The organism is Falsirhodobacter xinxiangensis (assembly GCF_004959935.1).
Taxonomy (GTDB): Bacteria; Pseudomonadota; Alphaproteobacteria; order Rhodobacterales; family Rhodobacteraceae; genus Falsirhodobacter; species Falsirhodobacter xinxiangensis.
On record NZ_SMYN01000029.1, the window covers coordinates 1 to 21,364 of the forward strand.

A 21,364-nucleotide genomic window follows, 5' to 3' on the forward strand; every position below is an offset into this window, starting at 1 on the left:
CCACACCCTCAGGCTCGAAGACATCAACAAGGGCTTCGACATGATGCATCGCGGCGAGTCCATTCGCTCGGTCGTGGTTTACTGACGGGGGGTGGCGTCCGGCTCAGGCCCAGCGGGCCATCGCCGGACGCCGCTGCCGCGCGCTTGGGGAGAGGGCGGAATGAACATCATATTCGATCTGGATGGGACGCTGGTGGACAGCCTGCCCGACATTCACGCCGCAGCGGGTGCGATGCTGGTGGAGCGGGGGTATGCGCCGCTGGATCTGGCGACGATCCGGGGCTTCATCGGGAATGGGGTCGAGGCGCTGGTGGTTCGGGTGATGGAGGCTGTCGGCACCGCCGATAACAAGGCCGTTTGGGTGGAGTGCTTCGGGCGGCATTATGGCGCGGACAGTGCGACGTTGACGCGGGCCTTCGACGGCGTGCCCGAGGCGCTTGCCGCCTTGTCGGGGCATCGGCTGGCTGTCTGCACCAACAAGCCCGAGGTGCTGGCGCTGGCGGTGCTGAAGGCGCTGGATCTGGGGCCGTTCGACGTGGTTTTGGGCGGCGACAGCCTGCCGTTCCGCAAGCCGCATCCCGAGCCGCTTCTGGAGGCGGCGCGGCGGCTGGGCGAGGGACCGGTGCTTTATGTCGGCGACAGTGAGGTGGACGAGGCGACCGCCAAGACGGCGGGCATCGATTTCGCGCTGTTCACCGGTGGTTATCGCCATACCGAGCCGGAGGCGATGATCCACCGGTTCCGCTTCGACGATTACGCCGAGCTGCCGCAGATCGTCGCGCGGCTGGTGCGCTGAACCCGGATACGCACGCCCGATGCGGGCTGGGCGGGCACGCGGTTCAGCGCGACGCTCAGATCCTGCGGGGGCAGGGTGTATTCCATCCGGCAGCACAGCATCCGCACGGCGGAGGTCATCAGCGCCAGCGTCGCCATCTCTCCGGGGCAGCGATGCGAGCGTTCGACCTTGCCGGCGCCTTGCGGGATGAAGCAGTCGTCCTGCGCCTTCCAGTCCAGCATCCGTTCGGGCCGGAAGCGGTCCGGCATCGGGAAATGACGCGCATCGCGGTTCGTGCCGAACAGGTCCAGCAACAGCCAGCTTCCCTTGGGAATGATCGCGCCCTGCCAGACCAGTTCCTCGGTTGCGATGGCGGCGGTGAAGGGAACGAAGGGGGCAGTGCGGCGCACCTCCTCGCAGAAGTCGGCGATGTAGTCCTCGTTGCCGCTGCGGAACAGATCGCACCACATCGGATGTTCGTGCAGCGCCTTGGCCGCGAAGGCGATGTAGCGACCGATGGCAACGACGGGGCGCAGGATGTTCAAAAGCTCCACCGCCGCCGTTTCGGGCGGCAATTCGCGGGCGAGAATGGCAAGTGGGGTATCGCCCTGCGCGTTCCGCAGCGCGACGCGAAGCTGACGTTCCAGCTGCCGCCGCTGCACGAACGTCGCCAGTGTTCCGCGACCGAAATGGCCGCTGCGATCACTCATGCGGAACAGGATATGCGTCATCCGCGCGATGTCGCGATCGGGCAGGTCCAGCCCGGCCCAACCGCAGACGGCGCGGGTCAGGGCGGTATTGGCGTGATCCAGCACCGTGATCTCGCGGTCGGGGGTCAGGCCGCGCATCCACGCATCCTCGAACCTGCGGGTCAGGTCTTCGACGCGGGCGGGGTCCATCACGAGGCGGATGAAAAGCGCCTTGCGGCGGCGGTGCGCCTCGCCCTCCAGATGCCGGACGCCATGTTTGTTGCGCATCGGGCGGATCACGCCGGATCGTCCGTAAAGCAGGGCCGCCGCTTCGGGGCCGCGCAGACAGAACGCCTCGCGCAGCATCAGTCGGGCGCGGAAGCCGTCCACGCCAAGCGTGTCGCAGGTCTGGCCGATGAAGGGATAGCCGGTTTTCAGGACGCGAAGTGTGTGATCGAGACCGGGAAGCCGGGGCAGGCCTGCGGGGATCGCGGCGCTGGCACCTCCACGGGAGCCGAAGCTCTCCGGGTCCTGTCTCGTCATCGCATGTCTCCCTGAAAACCCGTGACTGCGCGCGCAGCTTCTTGGCGCAGAAACGCGGGATGTCGGAAAAGGTTCCCGGAAAAACGCGAAAACGCGCGAGGTTTCCCCCGCGCGCCTAAAATCCGTGCGAAAACTTCAGCGGCGACGGTCGCGCCGCGCGCTCATCGGTTGGAAGGCGACGCCGACATGGGCCTCGCAATAGGGTTTTCCGGCGGTGGAGGGCAGGCCGCAGAACCAGAAATCTTCGGTGGCGGGATCGCCGATGGGCCACTTGCAGGTCCGTTCGGTCAATTCCATCAGCGTCAGACGGCGGGCGCGCTTTTCGACCTCGCGCACCGAGGCCAGGGCTTCGGGGCTGATCTCGTTCGCCGAGGGCTGCGGCGGCAGCGGCTGCCCGGCAGGGATGATCGCCTTGCGGACGGGGATCGGGGCGGGGGCCGCACGGGGTGCGGGGGCGGGCTCGGCCTCGCGCACGGGTTCGGCGCGCACCGGCTCGGGGCGGGGGGCGGGGGCGGGTTCAGGGGCGGCCGTGGCTTCCGGCTCGTCTGCCTCGGACCCGGCGCGGTTGGACAGGCCCAGACGATGGACCTTGCCGATCACGGCATTGCGCGTGACCCCGCCCAGTTCCTTGGCGATCTGGCTGGCGGACTGGCCTTCGATCCACATCCGCTTGAGGGTTTCGACGCGTTCATCGGTCCAGGACATATCGGTCTTTCCGCTGGTTTCCCGCACGCCGCCCGCGCGCGATGGGATCTGGGTATCGGCGCATATTAGCGGCGCGAGGGGCGGAGATACAAGCCGCGCGCGTGATTTTCAAGGGCGCGCGGCGCAAAACGCTTGCATGGGCGGGGGCGGGGCGCTAGCAATTCCGGATGATCGCATGGACCGCCCTTTCCGCCCGTCCCCGACGTCGCTTCTGACGTGTCGATCCCGCGTGCGCGCACGCATTTTCCCTATCCACGATTGACTTGAGGGCAGTGCTTTGGCACCCCTTGGTCGCCGAAGTTCCAAGGACCAATCCCATGATCACGCCTGTCCTGCCGACCTACAACCGCGCGCCGCTGTCCTTTGCCGAAGGGCGTGGAAGCTGGCTGACCACGACAGATGGGGAACGTTTCCTCGATCTGGGCGCGGGGATTGCGGTGAACGTGCTGGGTCATGCCGCACCGGAACTGGTCGAGGTTCTGACGGCGCAGGCGAACAAGCTGTGGCATGTCTCGAACCTCTATACGATCCCGGAACAGGAAAAGCTGGCGCGGGCGCTGGTCGATGCGACCTTCGCCGACACCGTCTTCTTCACCAATTCGGGGACCGAGGCGGCGGAGCTGGCCGTGAAGATGGCCCGGAAATACTGGTATGAAAAAGGTGGGCGCAGCGACATCGTCGCGTTCGAAGGCGCTTTCCACGGCCGGTCCAGCGCCGCGATCGCAGCGTCCGGTTCGGAGAAGATGGTCAAGGGGTTCGGCCCGCTGCTGCCCGGCTTCCGCCAGGTGCCATTCGACGATCCCGCATCCCTGGATGCCATCACCGACACCACTGCGGCTGTCATCATCGAGCCAATGCAGGGCGAGGGCGGCATCCGCGTCGCCTCGGACGCGTTCCTGCGCGCGCTGCGGGCGAAATGCGATGCCACGGGCGCGCTGCTGATCTTTGACGAGGTGCAGTGCGGCATGGGCCGGACCGGCAAGCTGTTCGCGCATGAATGGGCAGGTGTCACGCCCGATATCATGATGGTCGCCAAGGGCATCGGCGGCGGCTTCCCCCTTGGCGCGGTGCTGGCGACCGAGGCGGCGGCTGCGGGCATGGTTGCGGGCACGCATGGATCGACCTATGGCGGCAACCCGCTGGGCTGTGCCATCGGCGGCAAGGTGATGGATGTCGTGAACGATCCGTCCTTTCTGGCCGAGGTCGCACGCAAGGCCGCGCTGTTCCGGCAGGGGCTGGAAGGTCTGGTCGCATCCTACCCCGAGGTGTTCGAGGGCGTGCGCGGGCAGGGGCTGCTGCTGGGTCTGAAATGCAAGGCGCAGGTGGCGGATGTGGTCAAGGCGGCTTACGCGCAGAACCTGCTGACCGTTCCGGCGGCGGATAACGTGCTGCGCCTTCTGCCCGCGCTGAACATCCCGGACGAGGACATCGCCGAGGCCATCGCCCGGCTGGACAAGGCCGCCGCAAGTGTCTGAGACCGAAGACCGGGCCACGCGCGCATCGCGACGACAGGGAGGGCGCCGCCTTCCCCTGTCATCAACAAGAGCCTGAAAATGAACCACTTCCTTGATATCCACACCACCGATCCGACCGCGCTGCGGGGGATGATCGACAGCGCCATCGCCATGAAACAGGCGCGGAACGGCCGCCCCAAGGGCACGCCCGACGATGACCGCGTGCTGGACGGGCGCATGGTCGCGCTGATCTTCGAAAAGCCGTCCACCCGCACGCGTGTGTCCTTCGATGTGGGCGTGCGCCAGCTTGGCGGGCAGACCATGGTGCTGTCCGGCAAGGAGATGCAGCTGGGCCATGGCGAGACCATCGCCGACACCGCCCGCGTGCTGTCGCGTTATGTCGACCTCATCATGATCCGCACTTTCGAGGAAGCGACGCTGCTGGAGATGGCCGAACATGCGACGGTGCCGGTCATCAACGGGCTGACCAACCGCACGCATCCGTGTCAGATCATGGCCGACGTGATGACATACGAGGAACATCGCGGGCCCATCGCCGGCAAGAAGGTGGTCTGGGCGGGCGACGGCAACAATGTCTGCGCCAGCTTCATCCACGCGGCGGGGCAGTTCGGCTTCGACTTCACCTTCACCGGCCCGCAGACGCTGGACCCGGAACGCGAATGGATCGACTTCGCCCGCGAAAAGGGCGTGACCGTTGCGGTGGAGCGGAACCCCGAGGCGGCGGTCACCGGCGCCGATCTGGTCGTGACCGACACATGGGTGTCGATGCACGACCCGGAATCGGCCAAGGAACGGCGGCACAACCAGCTTCGCCCCTATCAGATCAACGAAAGGCTGATGGGGCTGGCGAAACCCGACGCGCTGTTCATGCATTGCTTGCCCGCCCACCGGAACGACGAGGCGACCAGCGCGGTCATGGACGGCCCGCATTCGGTCATCTTCGACGAGGCCGAAAACCGCCTTCATGCACAAAAGGCGGTCCTGCGCTGGTGCCTCGGGGTCTAGGCCGCGTCCAGTTCCCGCAGGCTTTGCGCTGACAAGTCCAGCGTGACGCCGCGTGCCAGTTCCTCCACCTGCGCGGGGGAGCTGGCAGAACACAGCGCGCCCACCACGCCCGGCTGCGCCACGGTCCATGCCAGCGCGATCTCGGTCAGGCTGGCGCCTTCGCGTTCGGCGGCGCGGTCCATCGCGTGCAGTACCGCCTTGCCGCGGGGGTTGAGATAGCGTTTCGCGATGCTCTCGCCCCGGCGCGAGTTCTTCACGTCATCCTCGGTGCGGTATTTGCCGGTCAGAAACCCCGCGCCCAGCGAATACCAAGGCAGCAGCGACAGCCCGTTGCCCTGCATAAGCTCGGCCATGTCGGTGGCGTAATGCTCGCGGGTATAGAGGTTGAATTCGTTCTGCACCGATTGATACATCGGCAACGCGCCTTCCTTGGCATGGCGGATCGCCCGGTCAAGCTGCGCGACGTTGTAGTTGGAACAGCCGATCCAGCGGATCTTTCCCGCCTCGACCAGCCGGGCATAGGCTTCCAGCGTCTCCTCCTCGGGGGTGTGAGGGTCGGGCTGGTGGCTTTGATACAGGTCGATATGGTCGGTCTGCAGACGGGTCAGCGATTCCTCTACCGCCTCGACGATCCGCTTTGCCGACAGGCCCTTGCGCCCATCGCCCATGTCCATGCCGGTCTTGGTGAATATCTGGACGCGGCCCCGGTTGCCGCGAGATTTCATCCAGCGGCCGATGATCTTTTCGCTTTCGCTGTCATTGCCGGGCACCCAGCGGGAATAGACGTCGGCGGTGTCGAAGGCGGTGAAGCCCGCATCCACGAAGGCGTCGAAGGTTGCGAAGGATGTTGCCTCGTCCGCCGTCCAGCCTGCGGTGTTGGTGCCCAGCACCCACGGCTCGATCAGAAGGTCGGTCTGGCCAAGTCTGCGTTTCATCCTCGTCTCCTTCTCAGGTTCCGCGCGGCTTGGCGCGCAGGGTTGGGGCGGCCTCCAGCGGGTTTTCCGGCCAGGGGTGGCGCGGATACTGGCCGCGCATGTCCTTGCGGACGTCGGCATAGGAATTGGCCCAGAATCCGGGCAGGTCCATTGTAACTTGCACCGGACGGCGGGCAGGGGACAAAAGCGTAACGCGCAAAGGTCGGTTCGCAACGGTCGGATGGGCGGAAAGGCCGAACAGCTCCTGCAGGCGCACCTCGATCGCGGGCACATCATCATAGTCGATGGGAACGCGGTTGCCCAAAGGCGTGGTGAAGTGGGGCGGTGTCATGCGGTCGATGGTCTGCACCCCGTCCCAGCCCAGATGCGCGCGCAGGGCCTCGGTCAGGTCCAGCCCGCGCAGGTCCGATTCGCTGCGTTTGCCGGACAGATAGGGCAGCAGCCAATCCGGGTCCGCCAGAAGCGCCTCGTCCGAGACGTCCATCAGATCGCACAGCCGGATGCGGGCGCGCAGGCGGGCGGCGGCGGGCGTCCATGGCAGGCCGATCTGGCGCAGTCCGTCGAAGGCGGCGCGGGCCATCGCCTCGGGCGGGGCGTCCCAGATGCGATCCTCCAGCACCAGCGCGCCCATCATCTCGCGCCGCCGAGCGATGATGCGGCCTTCGCGGCGGGACCATTCGCAAACGTCTTCCCAGCGGGTGGGGTGGACGGCGCGGGCCTCGGCTTCGGTCAGGGGAACGGCTTGGCGCACCTTCGCCTCGCGCGGGTCGCCGTCAAGGTCGGTCGCCACGATCAGGCGCTGGCCGGACAGGGGTTGCCCCGGCTCCATCGCCGCGCCCTTGCCGCCAGACAGCAGCCAGCGCGGCGCATCGCCCTTGCGGCGCAACCCGATGCGGTCGGGATAGGCAAGCGCCGCCATCTGGCCAAGGCTGTAATCGCCCGTCCCGGCCATGCGCGACAGGCGTTTCGCCTCGGCCCGGATGCGTTCGACCGTGGGGCGGTGCGTTTCTGCGAATCGCTGGGGGGTGCGGACGGCGTCCATGCGGCGGGCAAGGTCGGCGGGCTGGCCGCGCAGCGGGTCGCGTTCGGCCAGCAGGGCGGCCAGCGTCGGGCTGTCACCCCCCGCCAGCGCCAGCATATGCGCAAGACGCGGATGCAGCGGGGCCAGCGCCAGCTTTCGCCCGTGATCGGTGATGCGCCCGCCCCGCAGCGCGCCAAGGTCGTGCAGCAGCGTCCGCGCCTCGGTCAGCGCGCCTTCGGGGGGCGGGGTCAGGAAGGGCAGATCGCCCGAGCCCCAGACCGCCAGTTCCAGCGCAAGGCCGGTCAGGTCCGCGACCTCGATCTCGGCCGGGGGGAAAGCGGCCAGCGCGCCTTCCTCGCCGCGGGTCCAGAGGCGATAGCAGATGCCGGGGGCGGTCCGTCCGGCGCGGCCGCGGCGCTGTTCCGCCTCGGCCCGCGTCACGCGTTCTGTGACCAGCCGCGACATGCCGGATGCCGGATCGAACCGTGCGCGGCGGGCGCGGCCCCCGTCCACCACGACGCGGATGCCGGGAATGGTCAGCGAGGTTTCGGCGATGGAGGTGGCAAGGATGATCCGGCGGCCCGAGGACGGGGCCAGCGCTGCCCGCTGAGCCGCGAAATCCATCGCGCCGAACAGGGCGCGCACGTCGCCGTCCAGCAGCGATTGCACCCGGCGAATCTCTCCCTCGCCCGGCAGGAACGCGAGGATGTCGCCCTCCGTCTCCTCGATCGCCTGACGGATCGTGGCGGCCATCTCCGGCTCCAGCCGGTCGGTGGGGCGGGGCAGCCAGCGGGTTTTGACCGGGAATGCGCGGCCCGCCGAGGTGATCACCGGCGCCGCCATCAGCGCGGCCACGGGTTCGGCATCCAGCGTGGCGGACATGACGACCACCACGAGATCCTCGCGCAAAGCCGCGCGCGATTCCAGCACCAGCGCCAGCCCAAGGTCCGCGTTCAGGGACCGTTCGTGGAATTCGTCGAAGATGACCGCCGCGATTCCGTCCAGCGACGGATCGTTCTGGATCATCCGCGTCAGGATGCCTTCGGTCACCACCTCGATCCGGGTGCCGGGGCGGGATTCGCCGCGGATGCGATAGCCGACGGACCCTCCCACCGGCTCGCCCATTTCCTCGGCCAGCCGTTCGGCGGCGGCGCGGGCGGCAAGGCGGCGCGGCTCCAGCATGACGATGCGGCCGGGCAGGTGCAGCAGCGCCAGCGGCACGCGGGTCGTCTTGCCCGCGCCGGGCGGGGCCTGAAGCACGGCCATCCCCTGCGTGTCCACGGCATCGCGAAGGGCGGGCAGCGCCTCGTCTATGGGAAGGGGCATTCGCATGGCCCGCTTATCGCGCGGGCCGGTGCATGGTTCAATGGCTGGTGGTGTTGATCGGATAGACTGTCTGCGCCTTCACCTGCTCCATCACGAAATGGGCGGTGACGCGCTTGATCGCCAGCCCGTCGGTCAGATCGTTGTAGAAGCCGTCATAGGCCGCCATGTCCGGCAGCACGACGCGCAGCAGGTAATCCAGATCGCCCGCCATGCGGTTCACCTCCATCACCTGCGGAAGCGAGGCGATGACGCGGGTGAATTGGGTGCGCCATTCGGCGCTGTGTTCGGGCGCTTCTACGCCGACGAAGACGGTCAGGCCAAGGCCGAGGCTGGCTTGGTTCACCAGCGCGACGCGGCCCGTGATGATGCCCGCCGCCTGAAGCTTCTGGACCCGTTTCCAGCAGGGCGTCTGCGACAGGCCCACGCGGTCCGCCAGGCGCGCGATCGGCACGGTTGCATCGCGCATGAGTTCGGCGAGGATCTTACGGTCGATGAGGTCGAGTGTCTGCATGATCTGGTCCTTCCCGAATGTGCGGGCACTCTGCCACATCCAAAATAAAAGTCTACTACCTTGATCGTGTATTAAGGATTTAATTTTTGCGCGGCAGATTGATGTGGATCGCAGGGCAGGATAGGCAGGGAACATGATCTCGCAGCGAACGAAATATGCGCTGAAGGCGCTGATGACCTTGGCCGAAGCCGCCGTCCATGACGACGGCGCGCTGACGATCGAGGAGATCGCGCGCAGGTCGGGCACGCCCAAAAGGTTTCTGGAACACATCCTGATCGACCTGCGCAACGTGGGGCTGATTCGCAGCCGCCGGGGCAGGGCGGGCGGCTATGTGCTGATCAAGGAGCCGAACACCATCTCCATCGGCGAGCTGCTGCGCCAGATGGATGGACCCATCGCCCCGCTGCCCTGCCTTTCGCGCCGCGCCTATCAGCCGTGCGAGGATTGCGTGGACGAGGAATCCTGCCGCATCCGGCAGATGTTCGGGCAGGTCTTCTGGGCTTATCTGCTGCTGATCGAATCCCTGACATTGGCCGACCTGACGGAAAAATCTGACGTGATCGAGCGTCTGGCCTCTCCCATCGCCTCGGTCGGAGAATAATATCCTACTTCGGTAGGATAAAATGACTGATTTCTTTCATTGTAAAAAACGACCAACCTTGTCGTTATTAGCGGGAAGACGCGGTCATTTCAGGAAAGGAGGCCGTCATGTTCGCAGCGTTCCGTCGATCTCCGCCAAAGGCAGGCATTCCGCCGCTGAACCCGATGTTCGAGGTTCGGCTCGTGGATTGCAGCCCCGTGGGGATGCCGCTGTCCATTTTCACCAATGACCCGTTGCTGGTCGCGGACGAGCTGATGCAGGGCCGCGATCCGGGCCAATGGGATGTAACGATACGCGCCCTCGCCACCGGCGAGCGGCCCGTCTGATCTTCAGGGAGACAGCCATGAAAACCACGCTATCGCTGATCGCCGCGCTTGCCCTGGCGGTTCCCGCCTCGGCCGAGACGCTGTTGAACGTGTCATACGATCCGACGCGCGAATTCTATCGCGAGTATAACGAATACTTTTCGGACTGGTGGGAAGGGCAGGGGCACGAGGCCGCGAGCATCGACACCTCGCATGGCGGATCGGGTGCGCAGGCCCGCGCCGTGATCGACGGGCTGAACGCGCAGGTCGTGACGCTGGCGCTGGCCGCCGATATCGACGCCATCGCGACCAACACCCAGAAGATCCCCGCCGACTGGCAGTCGAAGCTGGAGCATCAGTCCTCGCCCTATACCTCGACCATCGTGTTCCTGGTGCGGGAGGGGAACCCGAAGGGCATCGCCGACTGGGGCGATCTGGTGAAGGAAGGCACGCAGGTCATCACGCCGAACCCGAAAACCTCGGGCGGGGCACGCTGGAACTATCTGGCGGCATGGGCCTGGGCGGAAAAGAACGGGCAGGACCCGCAGCAATTCGTCAGCAGCCTGTATAAGAACGTGCCGGTGCTGGATACGGGCGCGCGCGGTTCGACCACCACCTTCACGCAACGCGGCATCGGTGACGTGCTGCTGGCATGGGAGAACGAGGCGTGGCTGGCGCTGGACGAATTGGGCGAAGATCAGTTCGACATCGTGGTGCCGTCGGTGTCGATCCTTGCCGAACCGCCCGTCGCGCTGGTCGAAGGCAACATCGCCAATGATGCGCAGCGCGAACTTGCGACGGCCTATCTTCAGCAGCTTTACAGCCCCGAAGCACAGGCGCTGGCGCTGAAGCATTACTATCGCGCATGGGACACCTCGGCCGCCGCACCCGAAGACGTGGCGCGGTTCCCGGAGCTTGACCTCGTGACCATCGCAGATTTCGGCGGCTGGGCCAAAGCGCAGCCGGAACATTTCGGCGACGGCGGCGTCTTCGACCAGATCTATTCGGGGAACTGATTTGATCCATCGCCAGAAGTCCGCGATGCCGGGCTTCGGCCTGTCCATGGGGATCACGCTGACCATGCTTTCGGTCATCGTGATCCTGCCCATCGCGATGCTGGTCGCACGGGGCATCGCATGGGGCCCGGCCGAGGTCTGGAACATCGTCTCGTCGCAGCGCGTGCTGAACGCGCTGTTTCTGTCGTTCAAGCTGTCCTTCTTTGCGGCGCTGTTCAACCTTGTCTTCGGGGTGGCGCTGGCATGGGTGCTGGCGCGCTATGCCTTTCCGGGCCGGCGGTTCATCGACGCCTGCGTGGACCTGCCTTTCGCGCTGCCGACAGCCGTGGCGGGCATCGCGCTGACCGCGCTCTATGCGCCGAACGGGGTGTTCGGATCGCTGTTCCCGTTCCGCATCGCCTATACCCAGATCGGCATCTTCATCGCGCTGGTCTTCGTCGGGCTGCCCTTCGTGGTCCGCACCGTCCAGCCGGTGATCGCCGAGATCGAGAAGGAGGTCGAGGAGGCTTCCGCGACGCTGGGGGCCACGCGCCTCTATACGCTGCGCCGGGTGATCCTGCCGATGCTGACGCCCGCCGCGCTGACCGGCTTTGCGCTGTCGCTGGCGCGGTCGGTGGGCGAATACGGGTCGGTCATCTTCATCGCCGGCAACATCCCCAACCTGACCGAGATAGCGCCCCTGCTGATCGTCATCCGGTTGGAGGAGTTCAACTATGACGCCGCTGCCGCCATCGGGATCGCGATGCTGCTGATCTCGTTCGCGATGCTGCTGGTCATCAACCTGATCCAGATGTGGAGCCGCCGTCATGTCTGATGCAACCACCTTCCGCGCCCCGACCGAAGAGGCGCCCATCGTCCGCCGCATCCTGATCGGCGTCGTCGTGGTGCTTCTGGCCGTGCTGGTGCTGGCCCCGTTGATCGTCGTCTTTGCCGAAGCCCTGTCGCGCGGCGTGGGCGAGGCGGTGAAGTCCCTCGGCTCGCGCGATGCGCTGGCGGCGATCCGGCTGACGCTGACCGTCGCCGCCATCTCGGTGCCGTTGAATGCGATCTTCGGGGTGGCCGCGGCATGGGCGATCACCAAGTTCGATTTCAAAGGCAAGGCCTTCCTGATCACGCTGATCGACCTGCCGTTCTCGGTCTCTCCGGTCGTGGCGGGGTTGTGCCTCGTCTTGCTGTTGGGCACCAATTCGACGCTGGGCGGGCTGCTGGTCGCGAACGGCTATCCCATCATCTTCGCGCTGCCGGGGATCGTGCTGGCCACCGTCTTCGTGACCTTCCCGTTCATCGCGCGCGAGTTGATCCCGGTGATGATCGAACAGGGCAAGGCCGAGGAAGAAGCCGCCCTGACGCTGGGCGCTTCGGGCTGGCGGGTCTTCCGCACCGTGACTTTGCCGAACATCCGCTGGGCGCTGCTGTATGGCGTTCTGCTGTGCAACGCCCGCGCGATGGGTGAATTCGGCGCCGTGGCAGTCGTGTCCGGCAAGATCCGGGGCGAGACGGCGACCATGCCCATCACCATCGAGATGATGTATAACGAATACCTGTCCGTCGCGGCCTTCTCGCTCGCGGCTGTGCTTGCCTTGCTGGCGCTGCTGACGCTGGCGCTGAAGACCCTGCTGGAATGGCGTCACGCCGACGCCCTTTCTGCCACCGGAGGCCACTGAGATGCATATCGAGATCGACGAGATCGCCAAATCCTTCGGGGACACCACCGCTCTGCATCCGGTCAGCCTGCCGATCCCTTCGGGCGCGTTGGTGGCTTTGCTCGGGCCGTCCGGGTCGGGCAAGACGACGCTGCTGCGGATTTTGGGGGGGCTGGAGTTTCCCAGTTCTGGTCGCGTGCTTTTCGACGGCAAGGATGCGACCGGCCTGACGGTGCAAGAACGCCGCGCGGGCTTCGTGTTCCAAAGCTATGCGCTGTTCCGGCATATGACTGTGTTCGAGAATATTGCCTACGGTCTGCGCGCGCGGCCCCGAGCCTCCCGCCCGCCGAATGCCGAGATCACCCGCCGCGTGACCAAGTTGCTGGAGCTGATCCAGCTGCCGGACATCGGCAAACGCTTCCCGACGCAGCTTTCGGGCGGCCAGCGGCAACGCGTGGCCTTGGCCCGCGCCTTGGCGATCGAGCCGCGGATGCTGCTGTTGGACGAGCCGTTCGGTGCACTGGACGCCCGCGTGCGCAAGGAACTGCGGACTGGCCTGCGCGAGATCCACGACGCCACCGGCCTGACGACGGTCTTCGTGACCCATGACCAGGAGGAAGCGATGGAGCTTGCCGATCTGGTGGTCGTCATGTCGATGGGCCGGATCGAACAGATCGGCAAACCGTCCGACATCCGTGCCCGCCCGGCTACCGATTTCGTGCGCGAGTTCATCTCCGCCTGACCTGCCGGGGCGCAAGCCCCGGCTCGGCCCAACATCGACGAGATGGCGCAGCCGTCGAGGAGTGGCGGGAGCGCTACTAGTGCTGCGGCGCCTTTCGCGACGGCGCCAGATAGGGCCGCGTCACGTCCCGCAGTGTCGCATCGCAGGCTTCCATGTCCAGCGCAACGGCACCGTCCCCGGCCAGCGTGATCTCAACCGCGCCCGCGCCATCCTCGCCGGCTTTCCATTCGACCGACAGCACTGACAGCACCGTGTCGGCATCGCTGCGGTCGATCCCGTGACTGCGCACCGCCAGCACCCCGTCGAAGGACAACAGCGACTGCACCCGTTCCACACCGCGCCCCGCGCGTTCGGCGGCCTCGCGGTCTTCCCAGCGAAAGCGGTTCAGCAGCAGCGCGAACTGACGCTTCGCGGGGCGATATTTCATCTCGGAAATCGGCAGCACCGCGTCCTGCACCAGCGTCGAGATCACGCGCAGATCGTCCGCATCCTCGGCCCCAAGATAAAGCGGGCGTTCGTCGCCATCCTCGAACCGTGCATCAGCCATCTTCGCGCCCCTTACGATGTTTCACGCAAACATATGGAACGGGGCGCGAAGGGCAAGCTCATCCGGCGATACGCTCGATCAGCGCACCGCAGGCCGACAGCTTTTCTTCGACCTTCTCGTATCCGCGGTCGAGGTGATAGACGCGGCTGACCACCGTTTCCCCTTCGGCCGCCAGTGCCGCAAGGATCAACGAGACCGAGGCCCGCAGGTCCGTCGCCATGACCGGAGCGCCGCGCAGCTTTTCGACGCCGTGAACGGTCGCGTGGCCGCCATGCACTTCGATCTTCGCGCCCATACGGGTCAGTTCGGGGGCGTGCATGAAGCGGTTTTCGAAGATCTTCTCCTCCAGCACCGAGGTGCCTTCGGCGGTGCAAAGCAGCGCCATCATCTGCGCCTGAAGGTCGGTGGGAAAGCCGGGGAAGGGCTCCGTCACCACGTCCACCGCACGGATGCGCCCGTTCTTGCGCGACACGGTCAGCCCGCGATCCGTCTCGGTCACCGACACGCCCGCCGCGTCCAGCTTTTCGCAGAACGCCGCCAGCAGGTCGATCCGGCCGCCCAGCAATTCCACCTCGCCGCCGCAGATCGCGGGGGCCAGCATGTAGGTGCCAAGCTCGATCCGGTCGGTCACGACGGGGTGCGTCGCGCCGCCCAGACGGTCCACGCCCTGAATGGTGATGGTCGAGGTGCCTTCACCTTCGATCTGCGCGCCCATGCGGCGCAGGCATTGCGCCAGATCGACGATCTCGGGCTCGCGCGCGGCGTTCTTCAGCACGGTCGTGCCTTTCGCCAGCGTTGCCGCCATCAGCGCATTCTCCGTCGCGCCAACCGACACGATCGGAAACACGAACACCGCACCACGCAGCCCCGAGGTCTTCGCCCGCACATAGCCGTCGCGCAGGTCCAGCTCCGCCCCCATCGCCTCCAACGCCTTCAGGTGCAGGTCGACGGGCCGCGCGCCGATGGCGCAGCCGCCGGGCAGGGACACCTCGGCCTGCCCGAACCGCGCCAGCAGCGGGCCCAGCACCAGGATCGACGCGCGCATCTTCCGCACGATGTCATAATCGGCATGCTGGCTGGTCAGGTTGTGCGAGGACATCGCCAGCACCTGACCGCCCTGAAGCGCCGCCACCTCGGCCCCCAGCGAGCCCAGCAACTGTGTCATCGTGCGGATGTCCGACAGGCGCGGCGCATTGGTCAGCGTCAGCGGCTCCTCGGTCAGAAGCGTCGCCGGCATCAGCGTCAGACAGGCATTCTTTGCGCCCGCAATGGGGATTTGCCCCTTCAAGGGGCCGTTGCCCCGAACCAGAATCGAATCCATGCCTGCCCCTTATTCTTCGTTATCGGCCCGCGCGCGCGCCTGCGCCTTGCGCCGGGCCATATTGGCCTTCAGCGCCGCCTTCAACCTGTCTTCACGGGTTTCCGGCACAGGTTTCACGCGCTTGGGCGCTTTCCCGTCCTGCGGAGTTTCGTCATTTTCGCTGCTCATGCAGCTTCTTTACCCCGAGGCGAAAAAACCGTCCAGTTGGGGGTTGCAAGGCCCCGAAATTAGTTCTAATCAGCCGCCACACCGCAGGAAACCCCTGCACCGGCGCTGCAGTAGCTCAGTGGTAGAGCACACCCTTGGTAAGGGTGAGGTCGAGAGTTCAATCCTCTCTTGCAGCACCATCTTTTCTCCTTTCGGATCAAAAAGATGCAAGCTAACAAGGGCTTGGATTGACTTCGGTGCTACACCGGAGTGCTACACCTTGGTATTGCAGATGGCTCGACCTTTCCCCCACCCGCGCACCGGGGTCTTCTATTTTCGTCAGAAGGTTCCCGCCGATCTTCGGCATATACTCGGCAACAAGATCGTCTCACGATCCCTCCGCACCAAAGACCCTGCGACGGCCAAGTTGCGAAACGTGGAGGAGGTGCGAAAGCAAGCTCTCATCTGGGAGCGGCACCGAAAGTCCCCCGAGCCGATCCCGCACAAACAAATCGTGGCTCTCTCGGGTGTCGTCTATCAGGACTACATGGCGATGCTGGACGCGGAGCCGGGGGACGCGGGTATCTGGACGGAGGTGCTGGCGCTTCTGGATCGCGTGAAAAACGATCCGACCGCAGCGGAACCATGGTATGGTCCAACCGTGGATAACTTGCTTCTGGAGAATGGCATTGTCACCGACGCTGCCAGCCGCCAGCGCCTGATAGTCGAGGTAGAGCGGGCTTTTCGTCAGGCCGCAGAGCAGCACCAGAAGCGCGCAGAGGGCGACTATAGCCCCGATCCTAAGGCTGCCCGCTTTCCCGCGCTGGGTGCCCTTCCGGTGCCCGCTGCGGTGGCCGGGGAGGGCATAAGCATTCGCGCTTTGTTCAAGCTGTGGGAGCGGGACCATCTAGCGGAAGGAAAGTCTGCCCGAACGGTTGGGGACTTCCGGCATAAAGTCGAAGCGCTGATAGATTACCTCGGCCACGATGATCCCCAGCGCGTGACGCCGGAGAACATCGCCGACTGGTGCGACCATCTGCGGCACGAAAAGAAACTTGCGGCGAAGACCGTGGGCCAAAAATACTTGGCGGTGGTCAAGGTCGTGTTTGCTCTCGCAGTCGAGAAGCGAAAGCTAAAGGTCAACCCCGCCAAAGAAAACAAGGTCCGCTATAGTAAGCCAATCAAGACTCGGCCCGCCGGGTTCACCGATGCGGAAGCTAACGTGATCCTCAAGGCTGCATTGGCAGACCCTGATACCCTTGGTCGTCGTGCCGCAGGTAACAAGCGGGCAATTCGGTGGGCCCCTTGGATATGCGCGTTCACCGGAGCGCGTATTGTCGAGTTGATGCAGTTGCGGACCGAGGATTTGATCGAGGAACACGGCGTCCTTTGTCTTCGCATAACTCCCGAGGCTGGTTCTGTTAAGTCCGGCAACTACCGAATGGTGCCGATCCATCCGCAGTTGCTCGAAATGGGCCTACCCCGGATGATCCGTTCTTTGGAAAACGGTCCCGTCTTCTGTAACATGAAGCCAATCCGTGGCAAAATCGCCGATCCTGTCGAACGCGCCCAAAGTGTTGGGGCGAAGGTCGGGACATGGGTGCGTGAGATCGCGGGGATTACCGACCCCGCATTGCAACCCAACCATGCTTGGCGGCATCGCTTTAAAACCATGGCCCGCGATTACGGCATCGACATGGAAGTTCGAGACGCGATCCAAGGCCACGAAGACGGACGCGCCGCCAGCAATTATGGAGAGGTGAGCATTCGCGCGATGTGGAATGCAATTCAGCGGTTGCCTCGATTTGAGATCACGGCAGGATGAGGCAGTGAGACCGCCTCCCCCCGTGGGTATCCCGGTAGATAAAGGGCTGATTGAGGCGCAATGGGCGCGGAGCCAAGGGGGTCCATGAACCCACCTTACGGGTGAACCCTCTGGTGCTTAGAAGTTCGGTTCGTGGTCGTCTTCGCTGGTGTCGTCGTCCATCGCATTCCCTGCTCGCGCTTCTGCCAATCTGCGGTCAGCTTCATCCGCATCGCCTCCAAGGGCGAACATCAGCATCTCCATGCACCGTTGCGGGCCGAGAGCATCTGCAATGGCTGTGAACTGGGCTTCATCGTCGGGGATGGCTGGGACCCATTTACGCCAGTCGAGGATGTCTCTGATGGCGGGTGTCAGCGCCTTGACGATCTTGCGCCGCTGGGCCTCCGTCATCTCGCCTTCTGGTCGCTGCCCGTCCTCGTCCGTGTCCTTCATGTCCCGCCACCAGTAGCCAGTAGGTTCCATTTCCCGTTCGCGCATCTCCTTTCGGCGCAGCCGCATCCGTCGCACGGTGGAACGTGACGCCCCTGTGGCCCGCATAATGTCAGTCCGGCTGAACGTGTCGCGGTCATCGCAGACCAGACGCCAAGCACGGTCGGTTTTCTCTGTCGGCGTCAGGTTCTTCCGGTCCTTACGTCCGTCCTCGGAGGCCAGGATCATCGCCTCCTTGCGGGGGCATGAGATGACCTCAACAGGGATGCGGGCGACCCCTGCGTCATCGTGGCCCCAGAGGCGGTAATGTCCTTCGATCAGGAACAGCGGTCCCTCGGGGTCCCCGTTCGGGTCCTTCCAGACCAGAAGGCGGGGCAGTGTTTCGCCCTCGGCAATGGCCCGTGTGATGCCTCGGAGGTGGAAGGGGTCAACTTCACCTTGGCGGGTGATAAAGTCGGGGTGCGTCTCGATCTTGTCGCGCCGGATCGTGGCTTTCGTGCGGGTGAAGCTGGTCGCTGGGGTCGTGGTCGTCGTCATGGTAATCTCCGTTGATGTTGTGGTGGTGGATCAAGTCGAGGTCATCCCTCGGCACGGCACCGCCAGCGGCCCCACCACGAGCGCCCGAAGGGCTGCGGAGAGACAGCCAGAGGGGGTGCCAGCGGTGTCGTGCGAAGGAATGAAGGGGAAGGTTTGGGTCGCGCTGGGGGGCGCTCGGTCGCCAAACACTAGATTTTGTGGATCGTGGTTCGGACTGCCGCGAGAGGTCCGAAGAGGGTATGCGTTCCTCCGATGGTGAGGGGTAATTGCCGACCCTCGGAGAGCTGTGGAGAGCAGCCCAGCGTCCCCGCTGATTTTCACTGTTCAGCGACTAGCTCATCGCGAAATGCCGCCCTACGGTGCCTCCTGTGGCCCGTGCGGGCGTCCTGCCTTTCGTATTAGGGTGGCCTAGGGCGCTAGGTGTTGTGTCCTGCCGGACAGCAGAAAGCCCCCGAGGTGGTCCCCGAGGGCCTTGCGCTGGTCCAGTGCTATGCCGCAATCGACTGGTCCGATGCTACGGCATAATCCCGTGGCCCGATCAGAACAGCGGCAGGTCTGTCCACGTTCCGGCCATACGCATCTGGCCTTCGCGCATCTTGGCTTCCGCGCCCCGAAGCGAGAGCGTCATTTGTGCGCCCCGCTTGCTGGGCTTCACGGGTTCCCCTGCCGCGATCCTGCCCGCAACCTCATAGAGTTCCTCTGCGGCAAGGCGCAAGGCGTTGGCGGCTTCCATGCGGGCAGCGGCTTTGCGGGCGGCTTTTCTGCCGTGGGCCTTTCTGGTGGCCCGAACGGTGTCCCGTGCGGTGGATAGGATCAGGTCGGAGGCGATGGTGATGGGGTCCGGCGTGGTGGTCTCGGTGTGCATGGCGTTCCCTCTGCAATGCGTGGTCGATGCCGTAGAATCTCATGTCCGGCGCAGCCGCGTAAGGAGATGGTCTCCATACGGAAACTACTTTGACGATTAAGTTTTCCTGTGACTCATCTGCCACGCACAGACCTTGAAGTTCAGCGGCTGTCCGTCCCCCGATTCAGTGCAAAAACAGATAGGGAGACGACCACGTGGTCCCGCAGTGCGGGGCTAGAGTGCCGCCCAGACCGACACCACGCCCCCTGCGAACAGCCCGATATGAAAGACCCAGACCAGCACTTCCACGACCAGCATCATGCTGCGGCCTCCGACCACTTCACCAGCACCGCCTCGGCCCCTTCCATGTCATCCCGAAGGCGCTGGACGGTGGGCCGCGTCAGGCCCGTTGCCTTGGCAATCTCGGATGCTCCTGCGCCCTGCGTAAGCATATCCCGCATGAGGTCGAGCTGGTCCCGCGTGTAACTCGGCTTGCGGCCTCGGTACTTCTGCGGGCTGGTGGCCTTGTGGTGCGCGATCCCTGCCTTCTGGGCCTCTTTCGTCGCCTCGGCCTGTGCCTGTGCAGTTGCAGCCATGAAGCCGATCAGCGCGTCCCTGACGGCCTCCTGCATGGGGTCTTTGGTGGCCCCGTCGAACGTCATGGAGTTGATGACGGTGCGGATGACGACGCCCTGTCGCATGAAATGCCGGATCGTGTCTGTCACGTCCTGATAGTTCCGGCCCAGCCGATCAACCCACCGGACGACCAGCACGTCCCCGTGACGGAGCTTGTCGAACAACCGCCGACCCTCGGGGCGATCCCGCAGCGGGATGCTGATGCCGGAGACGCCCTCGTCAGCGATCACCTCGTCAATGGTGAAGCCCGCAGCCTCGGCCTGTTGGCGCTGGTGTGCGGTAGTCTGGTCCGCTGTGGAGACGCGGGCATAAAGGACAATGCGGGACATAGTGACTCCTGCCAGAATGGGTTATGCCAGCATAGATGCGTGCCAACATTACCATGTCAACCCTTATGGGCACCTATATTGGCACCTTCTGGGCTGCCCACGTGGGCATACCCTGTGGGCATGATGCTAGAGTATTGCGGGATGAACAAGATCGTCACGCGGAAGACAAAGCCTTGGCTCGGCTGTCGCAACTAGTCCTATGGTGGGTGCCCTTACCGCAACTGTAGGGTGCAGGAAATGGGGTGGCTCGGGGGGCTGTGGGGAGCGAGAACAGTTTAGTTCGGCCCTTCGAATATTTTGGCCAAATTCTTGATTCGTCGCTATAAGTGACCAGCAAAGGCAAGGAGTCGATATGTTTTTTTCTAGAGTTGGCCGAATAATTGCATGGGGCGCGGTCATCCTTGGTGTGATCCAACTAGCGACGGGATTTATTGTCGGCTTCATGTTGGCTGGTTCTGAAGATCCTGCTGCGGTGGTTGCAGCGACCCAGCGTTATCTTGGAGGGACACCCTCTGGAGAAACGATAAATGAAGCCGTCTTTTTTATCGTGATTGGTGTTTCTATTGGTATTTTGACAGAGATTAGCAGAGCGACATCATTGTCGAAAAAATGACCTTTGGAAAGTGTAGATGTCTGTCCCTGATTATGAAACGCTTATGTTGCCTGTCCTCCGTCTATTCGCTGATGGGGTTTCAAATGTGGCAGCCTGTGTCCCCCGCTTGAAAGAACAATTCAATATCTCTGACGAGGAAGCTGCTGAACTGATACCCAGCGGAACAACCACCATTCTACAAAGTCGCGCTCACTGGGCTCGGACCTATCTAGCAAAGGCTGGTCTGCTCTCGTCACCAAAAAGAAACCTGCACGTCATCACTGACACGGGGCGAGCAGTTCTTGCGCGAATGCCGACGAAAATTGACAACGCTTATTTGGCTAACTTCGACGGCTTTAATGATTGGATAGACCAATCTCGGGCAGGAAATGTTGCGACAGGCAATGCTGGTGCGCTGGAAGGTGCGCCTAAAGAATTGAGACCCGATATTACTCCGATTGATGAGCGTCAGACCCCAGAAGACGCCATGGAAGCAGCCTCTTCGCTACTAAGTGCGGCCCTCAGAGATGAACTTTTAGCATTGCTCTATCAGGTAACGCCTCAGCGTTTTGAAAGGCTCATTCTCGAATTGCTCACGTCTATGGGTTACGGTGGCGGAGACGCTGCGCGTGGTATGACTACGAAAGCGACTGGTGATGGTGGCATAGATGGTATCATTCACGAGGACGCGCTGGGGTTGGATGCCGTTTATATACAGGCAAAACGGTATGCTGCTGACAGGAAGGTCGGTCGGCCTGATATTCAGCAATTCATAGGCTCACTGACGGGAGAGGGCGCAACAAAAGGTGTCTTCGTCACCACAGCGGACTTTTCTAGGGTCCAGACTCATTGAGTTTCAGAGCCA

At 64.2% G+C, this 21,364-nt stretch carries 23 protein-coding genes and 1 tRNA gene; 13 read left to right on the forward strand and 11 right to left on the reverse strand.

Features of this window, described 5'->3' with window-relative positions; translation table 11 throughout:
• Positions 1-160 precede the first annotated feature (160 nt).
• On the forward strand, positions 161-796 hold the full coding sequence (gene gph, locus E2K76_RS18770; protein ID WP_136685977.1) for a phosphoglycolate phosphatase: 636 nt from the start codon (positions 161-163) through the stop codon (positions 794-796).
• On the opposite strand, the gene E2K76_RS18775 is transcribed toward gph, so the two are convergent.
• Both E2K76_RS18775 and E2K76_RS18780 read right to left on the reverse strand, forming a co-directional pair.
• Positions 754-2,007, reverse strand: coding sequence for a cytochrome P450 (locus E2K76_RS18775; RefSeq protein ID WP_136685978.1), 1,254 nt, complete (start codon positions 2,005-2,007; stop codon positions 754-756). The two genes, gph and E2K76_RS18775, sit on opposite strands and share 43 nt — an antisense overlap.
• A gap of 135 nt (positions 2,008-2,142) precedes the next feature.
• Positions 2,143-2,712 (reverse strand): GcrA family cell cycle regulator, encoded by a 570-nt coding sequence (locus E2K76_RS18780; protein WP_136685979.1) that lies wholly within the window; start codon positions 2,710-2,712, stop codon positions 2,143-2,145.
• Between the two features lie 317 nt (positions 2,713-3,029).
• Between E2K76_RS18780 and E2K76_RS18785 the strand changes: the two genes are divergently transcribed.
• Together E2K76_RS18785 and argF are read left to right on the forward strand one after the other, a co-directional pair.
• Positions 3,030-4,187, forward strand: a complete 1,158-nt coding sequence (locus E2K76_RS18785; RefSeq protein ID WP_136685980.1) for an aspartate aminotransferase family protein — start codon at positions 3,030-3,032, stop codon at positions 4,185-4,187.
• Between the two features lie 78 nt (positions 4,188-4,265).
• The gene (argF, locus tag E2K76_RS18790; RefSeq protein ID WP_136685981.1) at positions 4,266-5,192 is read left to right on the forward strand and encodes an ornithine carbamoyltransferase; all 927 of its coding nucleotides are present in this window, start codon (positions 4,266-4,268) and stop codon (positions 5,190-5,192) included.
• Here the strand turns inward: argF and E2K76_RS18795 are convergent.
• The 3 genes from E2K76_RS18795 to E2K76_RS18805 are packed head-to-tail and all read right to left on the reverse strand — an operon-like array spanning position 5,189 to position 8,985.
• Positions 5,189-6,127 (reverse strand): aldo/keto reductase, encoded by a 939-nt coding sequence (locus tag E2K76_RS18795; protein WP_136685982.1) that lies wholly within the window; start codon positions 6,125-6,127, stop codon positions 5,189-5,191. The genes argF and E2K76_RS18795 overlap by 4 nt on opposite strands.
• 13 nt (positions 6,128-6,140) lie before the next feature.
• Entirely contained in the window at positions 6,141-8,480 is a 2,340-nt protein-coding gene (hrpB, locus tag E2K76_RS18800; RefSeq protein ID WP_136685983.1) for an ATP-dependent helicase HrpB, read from the reverse strand.
• 31 nt (positions 8,481-8,511) lie between these two features.
• Positions 8,512-8,985, reverse strand: coding sequence for an Lrp/AsnC family transcriptional regulator (locus E2K76_RS18805; RefSeq protein WP_136685984.1), 474 nt, complete (start codon positions 8,983-8,985; stop codon positions 8,512-8,514).
• 133 nt (positions 8,986-9,118) lie between these two features.
• On the opposite strand from E2K76_RS18805, the gene E2K76_RS18810 reads away from it, so the two are divergent.
• The 6 genes from E2K76_RS18810 to E2K76_RS18835 all read left to right on the forward strand — a co-directional run bounded on the left by E2K76_RS18810 (position 9,119) and on the right by E2K76_RS18835 (position 13,292).
• A complete protein-coding gene (locus tag E2K76_RS18810; RefSeq protein WP_136685985.1) occupies positions 9,119-9,586 on the forward strand; it encodes an RrF2 family transcriptional regulator in 468 nt (155 codons plus the stop codon).
• A 107-nt stretch (positions 9,587-9,693) separates the two neighbouring features.
• Complete coding sequence (locus E2K76_RS18815; RefSeq protein WP_136685986.1) at positions 9,694-9,912, forward strand: hypothetical protein; 219 nt, start codon at positions 9,694-9,696, stop codon at positions 9,910-9,912.
• Positions 9,913-9,929: 17 nt separating this feature from the next.
• Entirely contained in the window at positions 9,930-10,907 is a 978-nt protein-coding gene (locus E2K76_RS18820) for a sulfate ABC transporter substrate-binding protein (RefSeq protein ID WP_136685987.1), read from the forward strand.
• 25 nt (positions 10,908-10,932) lie between these two features.
• The gene (gene cysT, locus E2K76_RS18825) at positions 10,933-11,721 is read left to right on the forward strand and encodes a sulfate ABC transporter permease subunit CysT (RefSeq protein WP_136685998.1); all 789 of its coding nucleotides are present in this window, start codon (positions 10,933-10,935) and stop codon (positions 11,719-11,721) included.
• Complete coding sequence (gene cysW / locus E2K76_RS18830) at positions 11,714-12,571, forward strand: sulfate ABC transporter permease subunit CysW (RefSeq protein ID WP_136685988.1); 858 nt, start codon at positions 11,714-11,716, stop codon at positions 12,569-12,571. The genes cysT and cysW overlap by 8 nt, the downstream gene beginning before the upstream one ends.
• A gap of 1 nt (position 12,572) precedes the next feature.
• Positions 12,573-13,292, forward strand: a complete 720-nt coding sequence (locus E2K76_RS18835) for a sulfate/molybdate ABC transporter ATP-binding protein (protein WP_136685989.1) — start codon at positions 12,573-12,575, stop codon at positions 13,290-13,292.
• A 76-nt stretch (positions 13,293-13,368) separates the two neighbouring features.
• On the opposite strand, the gene E2K76_RS18840 is transcribed toward E2K76_RS18835, so the two are convergent.
• From E2K76_RS18840 to E2K76_RS20485, 3 genes are read right to left on the reverse strand one after another with little or no spacing between them, the layout of a single operon-like run.
• Positions 13,369-13,839, reverse strand: a complete 471-nt coding sequence (locus E2K76_RS18840) for a DUF2948 family protein (RefSeq protein WP_136685990.1) — start codon at positions 13,837-13,839, stop codon at positions 13,369-13,371.
• Positions 13,840-13,897: 58 nt separating this feature from the next.
• Positions 13,898-15,160 (reverse strand): UDP-N-acetylglucosamine 1-carboxyvinyltransferase, encoded by a 1,263-nt coding sequence (murA, locus tag E2K76_RS18845; protein ID WP_136685991.1) that lies wholly within the window; start codon positions 15,158-15,160, stop codon positions 13,898-13,900.
• A 9-nt stretch (positions 15,161-15,169) separates the two neighbouring features.
• Positions 15,170-15,328: a hypothetical protein gene (locus E2K76_RS20485; protein ID WP_169053401.1), complete on the reverse strand. Its 159-nt coding sequence runs from the start codon at positions 15,326-15,328 to the stop codon at positions 15,170-15,172.
• A 104-nt stretch (positions 15,329-15,432) separates the two neighbouring features.
• Between E2K76_RS20485 and E2K76_RS18850 the strand changes: the two genes are divergently transcribed.
• Positions 15,433-15,507 (forward strand) — tRNA-Thr (locus E2K76_RS18850).
• 92 nt (positions 15,508-15,599) lie between these two features.
• The gene (locus E2K76_RS18855; protein ID WP_220432306.1) at positions 15,600-17,132 is read left to right on the forward strand and encodes a site-specific integrase; all 1,533 of its coding nucleotides are present in this window, start codon (positions 15,600-15,602) and stop codon (positions 17,130-17,132) included.
• Between the two features lie 117 nt (positions 17,133-17,249).
• On the opposite strand, the gene E2K76_RS18860 is transcribed toward E2K76_RS18855, so the two are convergent.
• From E2K76_RS18860 to E2K76_RS18870, 3 genes are all read right to left on the reverse strand, one after another.
• Positions 17,250-18,098, reverse strand: a complete 849-nt coding sequence (locus E2K76_RS18860) for a hypothetical protein (RefSeq protein ID WP_136685993.1) — start codon at positions 18,096-18,098, stop codon at positions 17,250-17,252.
• Between the two features lie 538 nt (positions 18,099-18,636).
• Positions 18,637-18,963, reverse strand: coding sequence for a hypothetical protein (locus E2K76_RS18865; protein WP_136685994.1), 327 nt, complete (start codon positions 18,961-18,963; stop codon positions 18,637-18,639).
• A gap of 296 nt (positions 18,964-19,259) precedes the next feature.
• Positions 19,260-19,907 carry a recombinase family protein gene (locus tag E2K76_RS18870; protein WP_136685995.1) on the reverse strand — a complete coding sequence of 216 codons (648 nt, stop codon included), beginning with the start codon at positions 19,905-19,907 and terminating at the stop codon, positions 19,260-19,262.
• A gap of 352 nt (positions 19,908-20,259) precedes the next feature.
• Between E2K76_RS18870 and E2K76_RS18875 the strand changes: the two genes are divergently transcribed.
• Positions 20,260-20,520 (forward strand): hypothetical protein, encoded by a 261-nt coding sequence (locus E2K76_RS18875; protein ID WP_136685996.1) that lies wholly within the window; start codon positions 20,260-20,262, stop codon positions 20,518-20,520.
• Positions 20,521-20,536: 16 nt separating this feature from the next.
• Complete coding sequence (locus E2K76_RS18880; RefSeq protein WP_136685997.1) at positions 20,537-21,352, forward strand: restriction endonuclease; 816 nt, start codon at positions 20,537-20,539, stop codon at positions 21,350-21,352.
• Positions 21,353-21,364 lie beyond the last annotated feature (12 nt).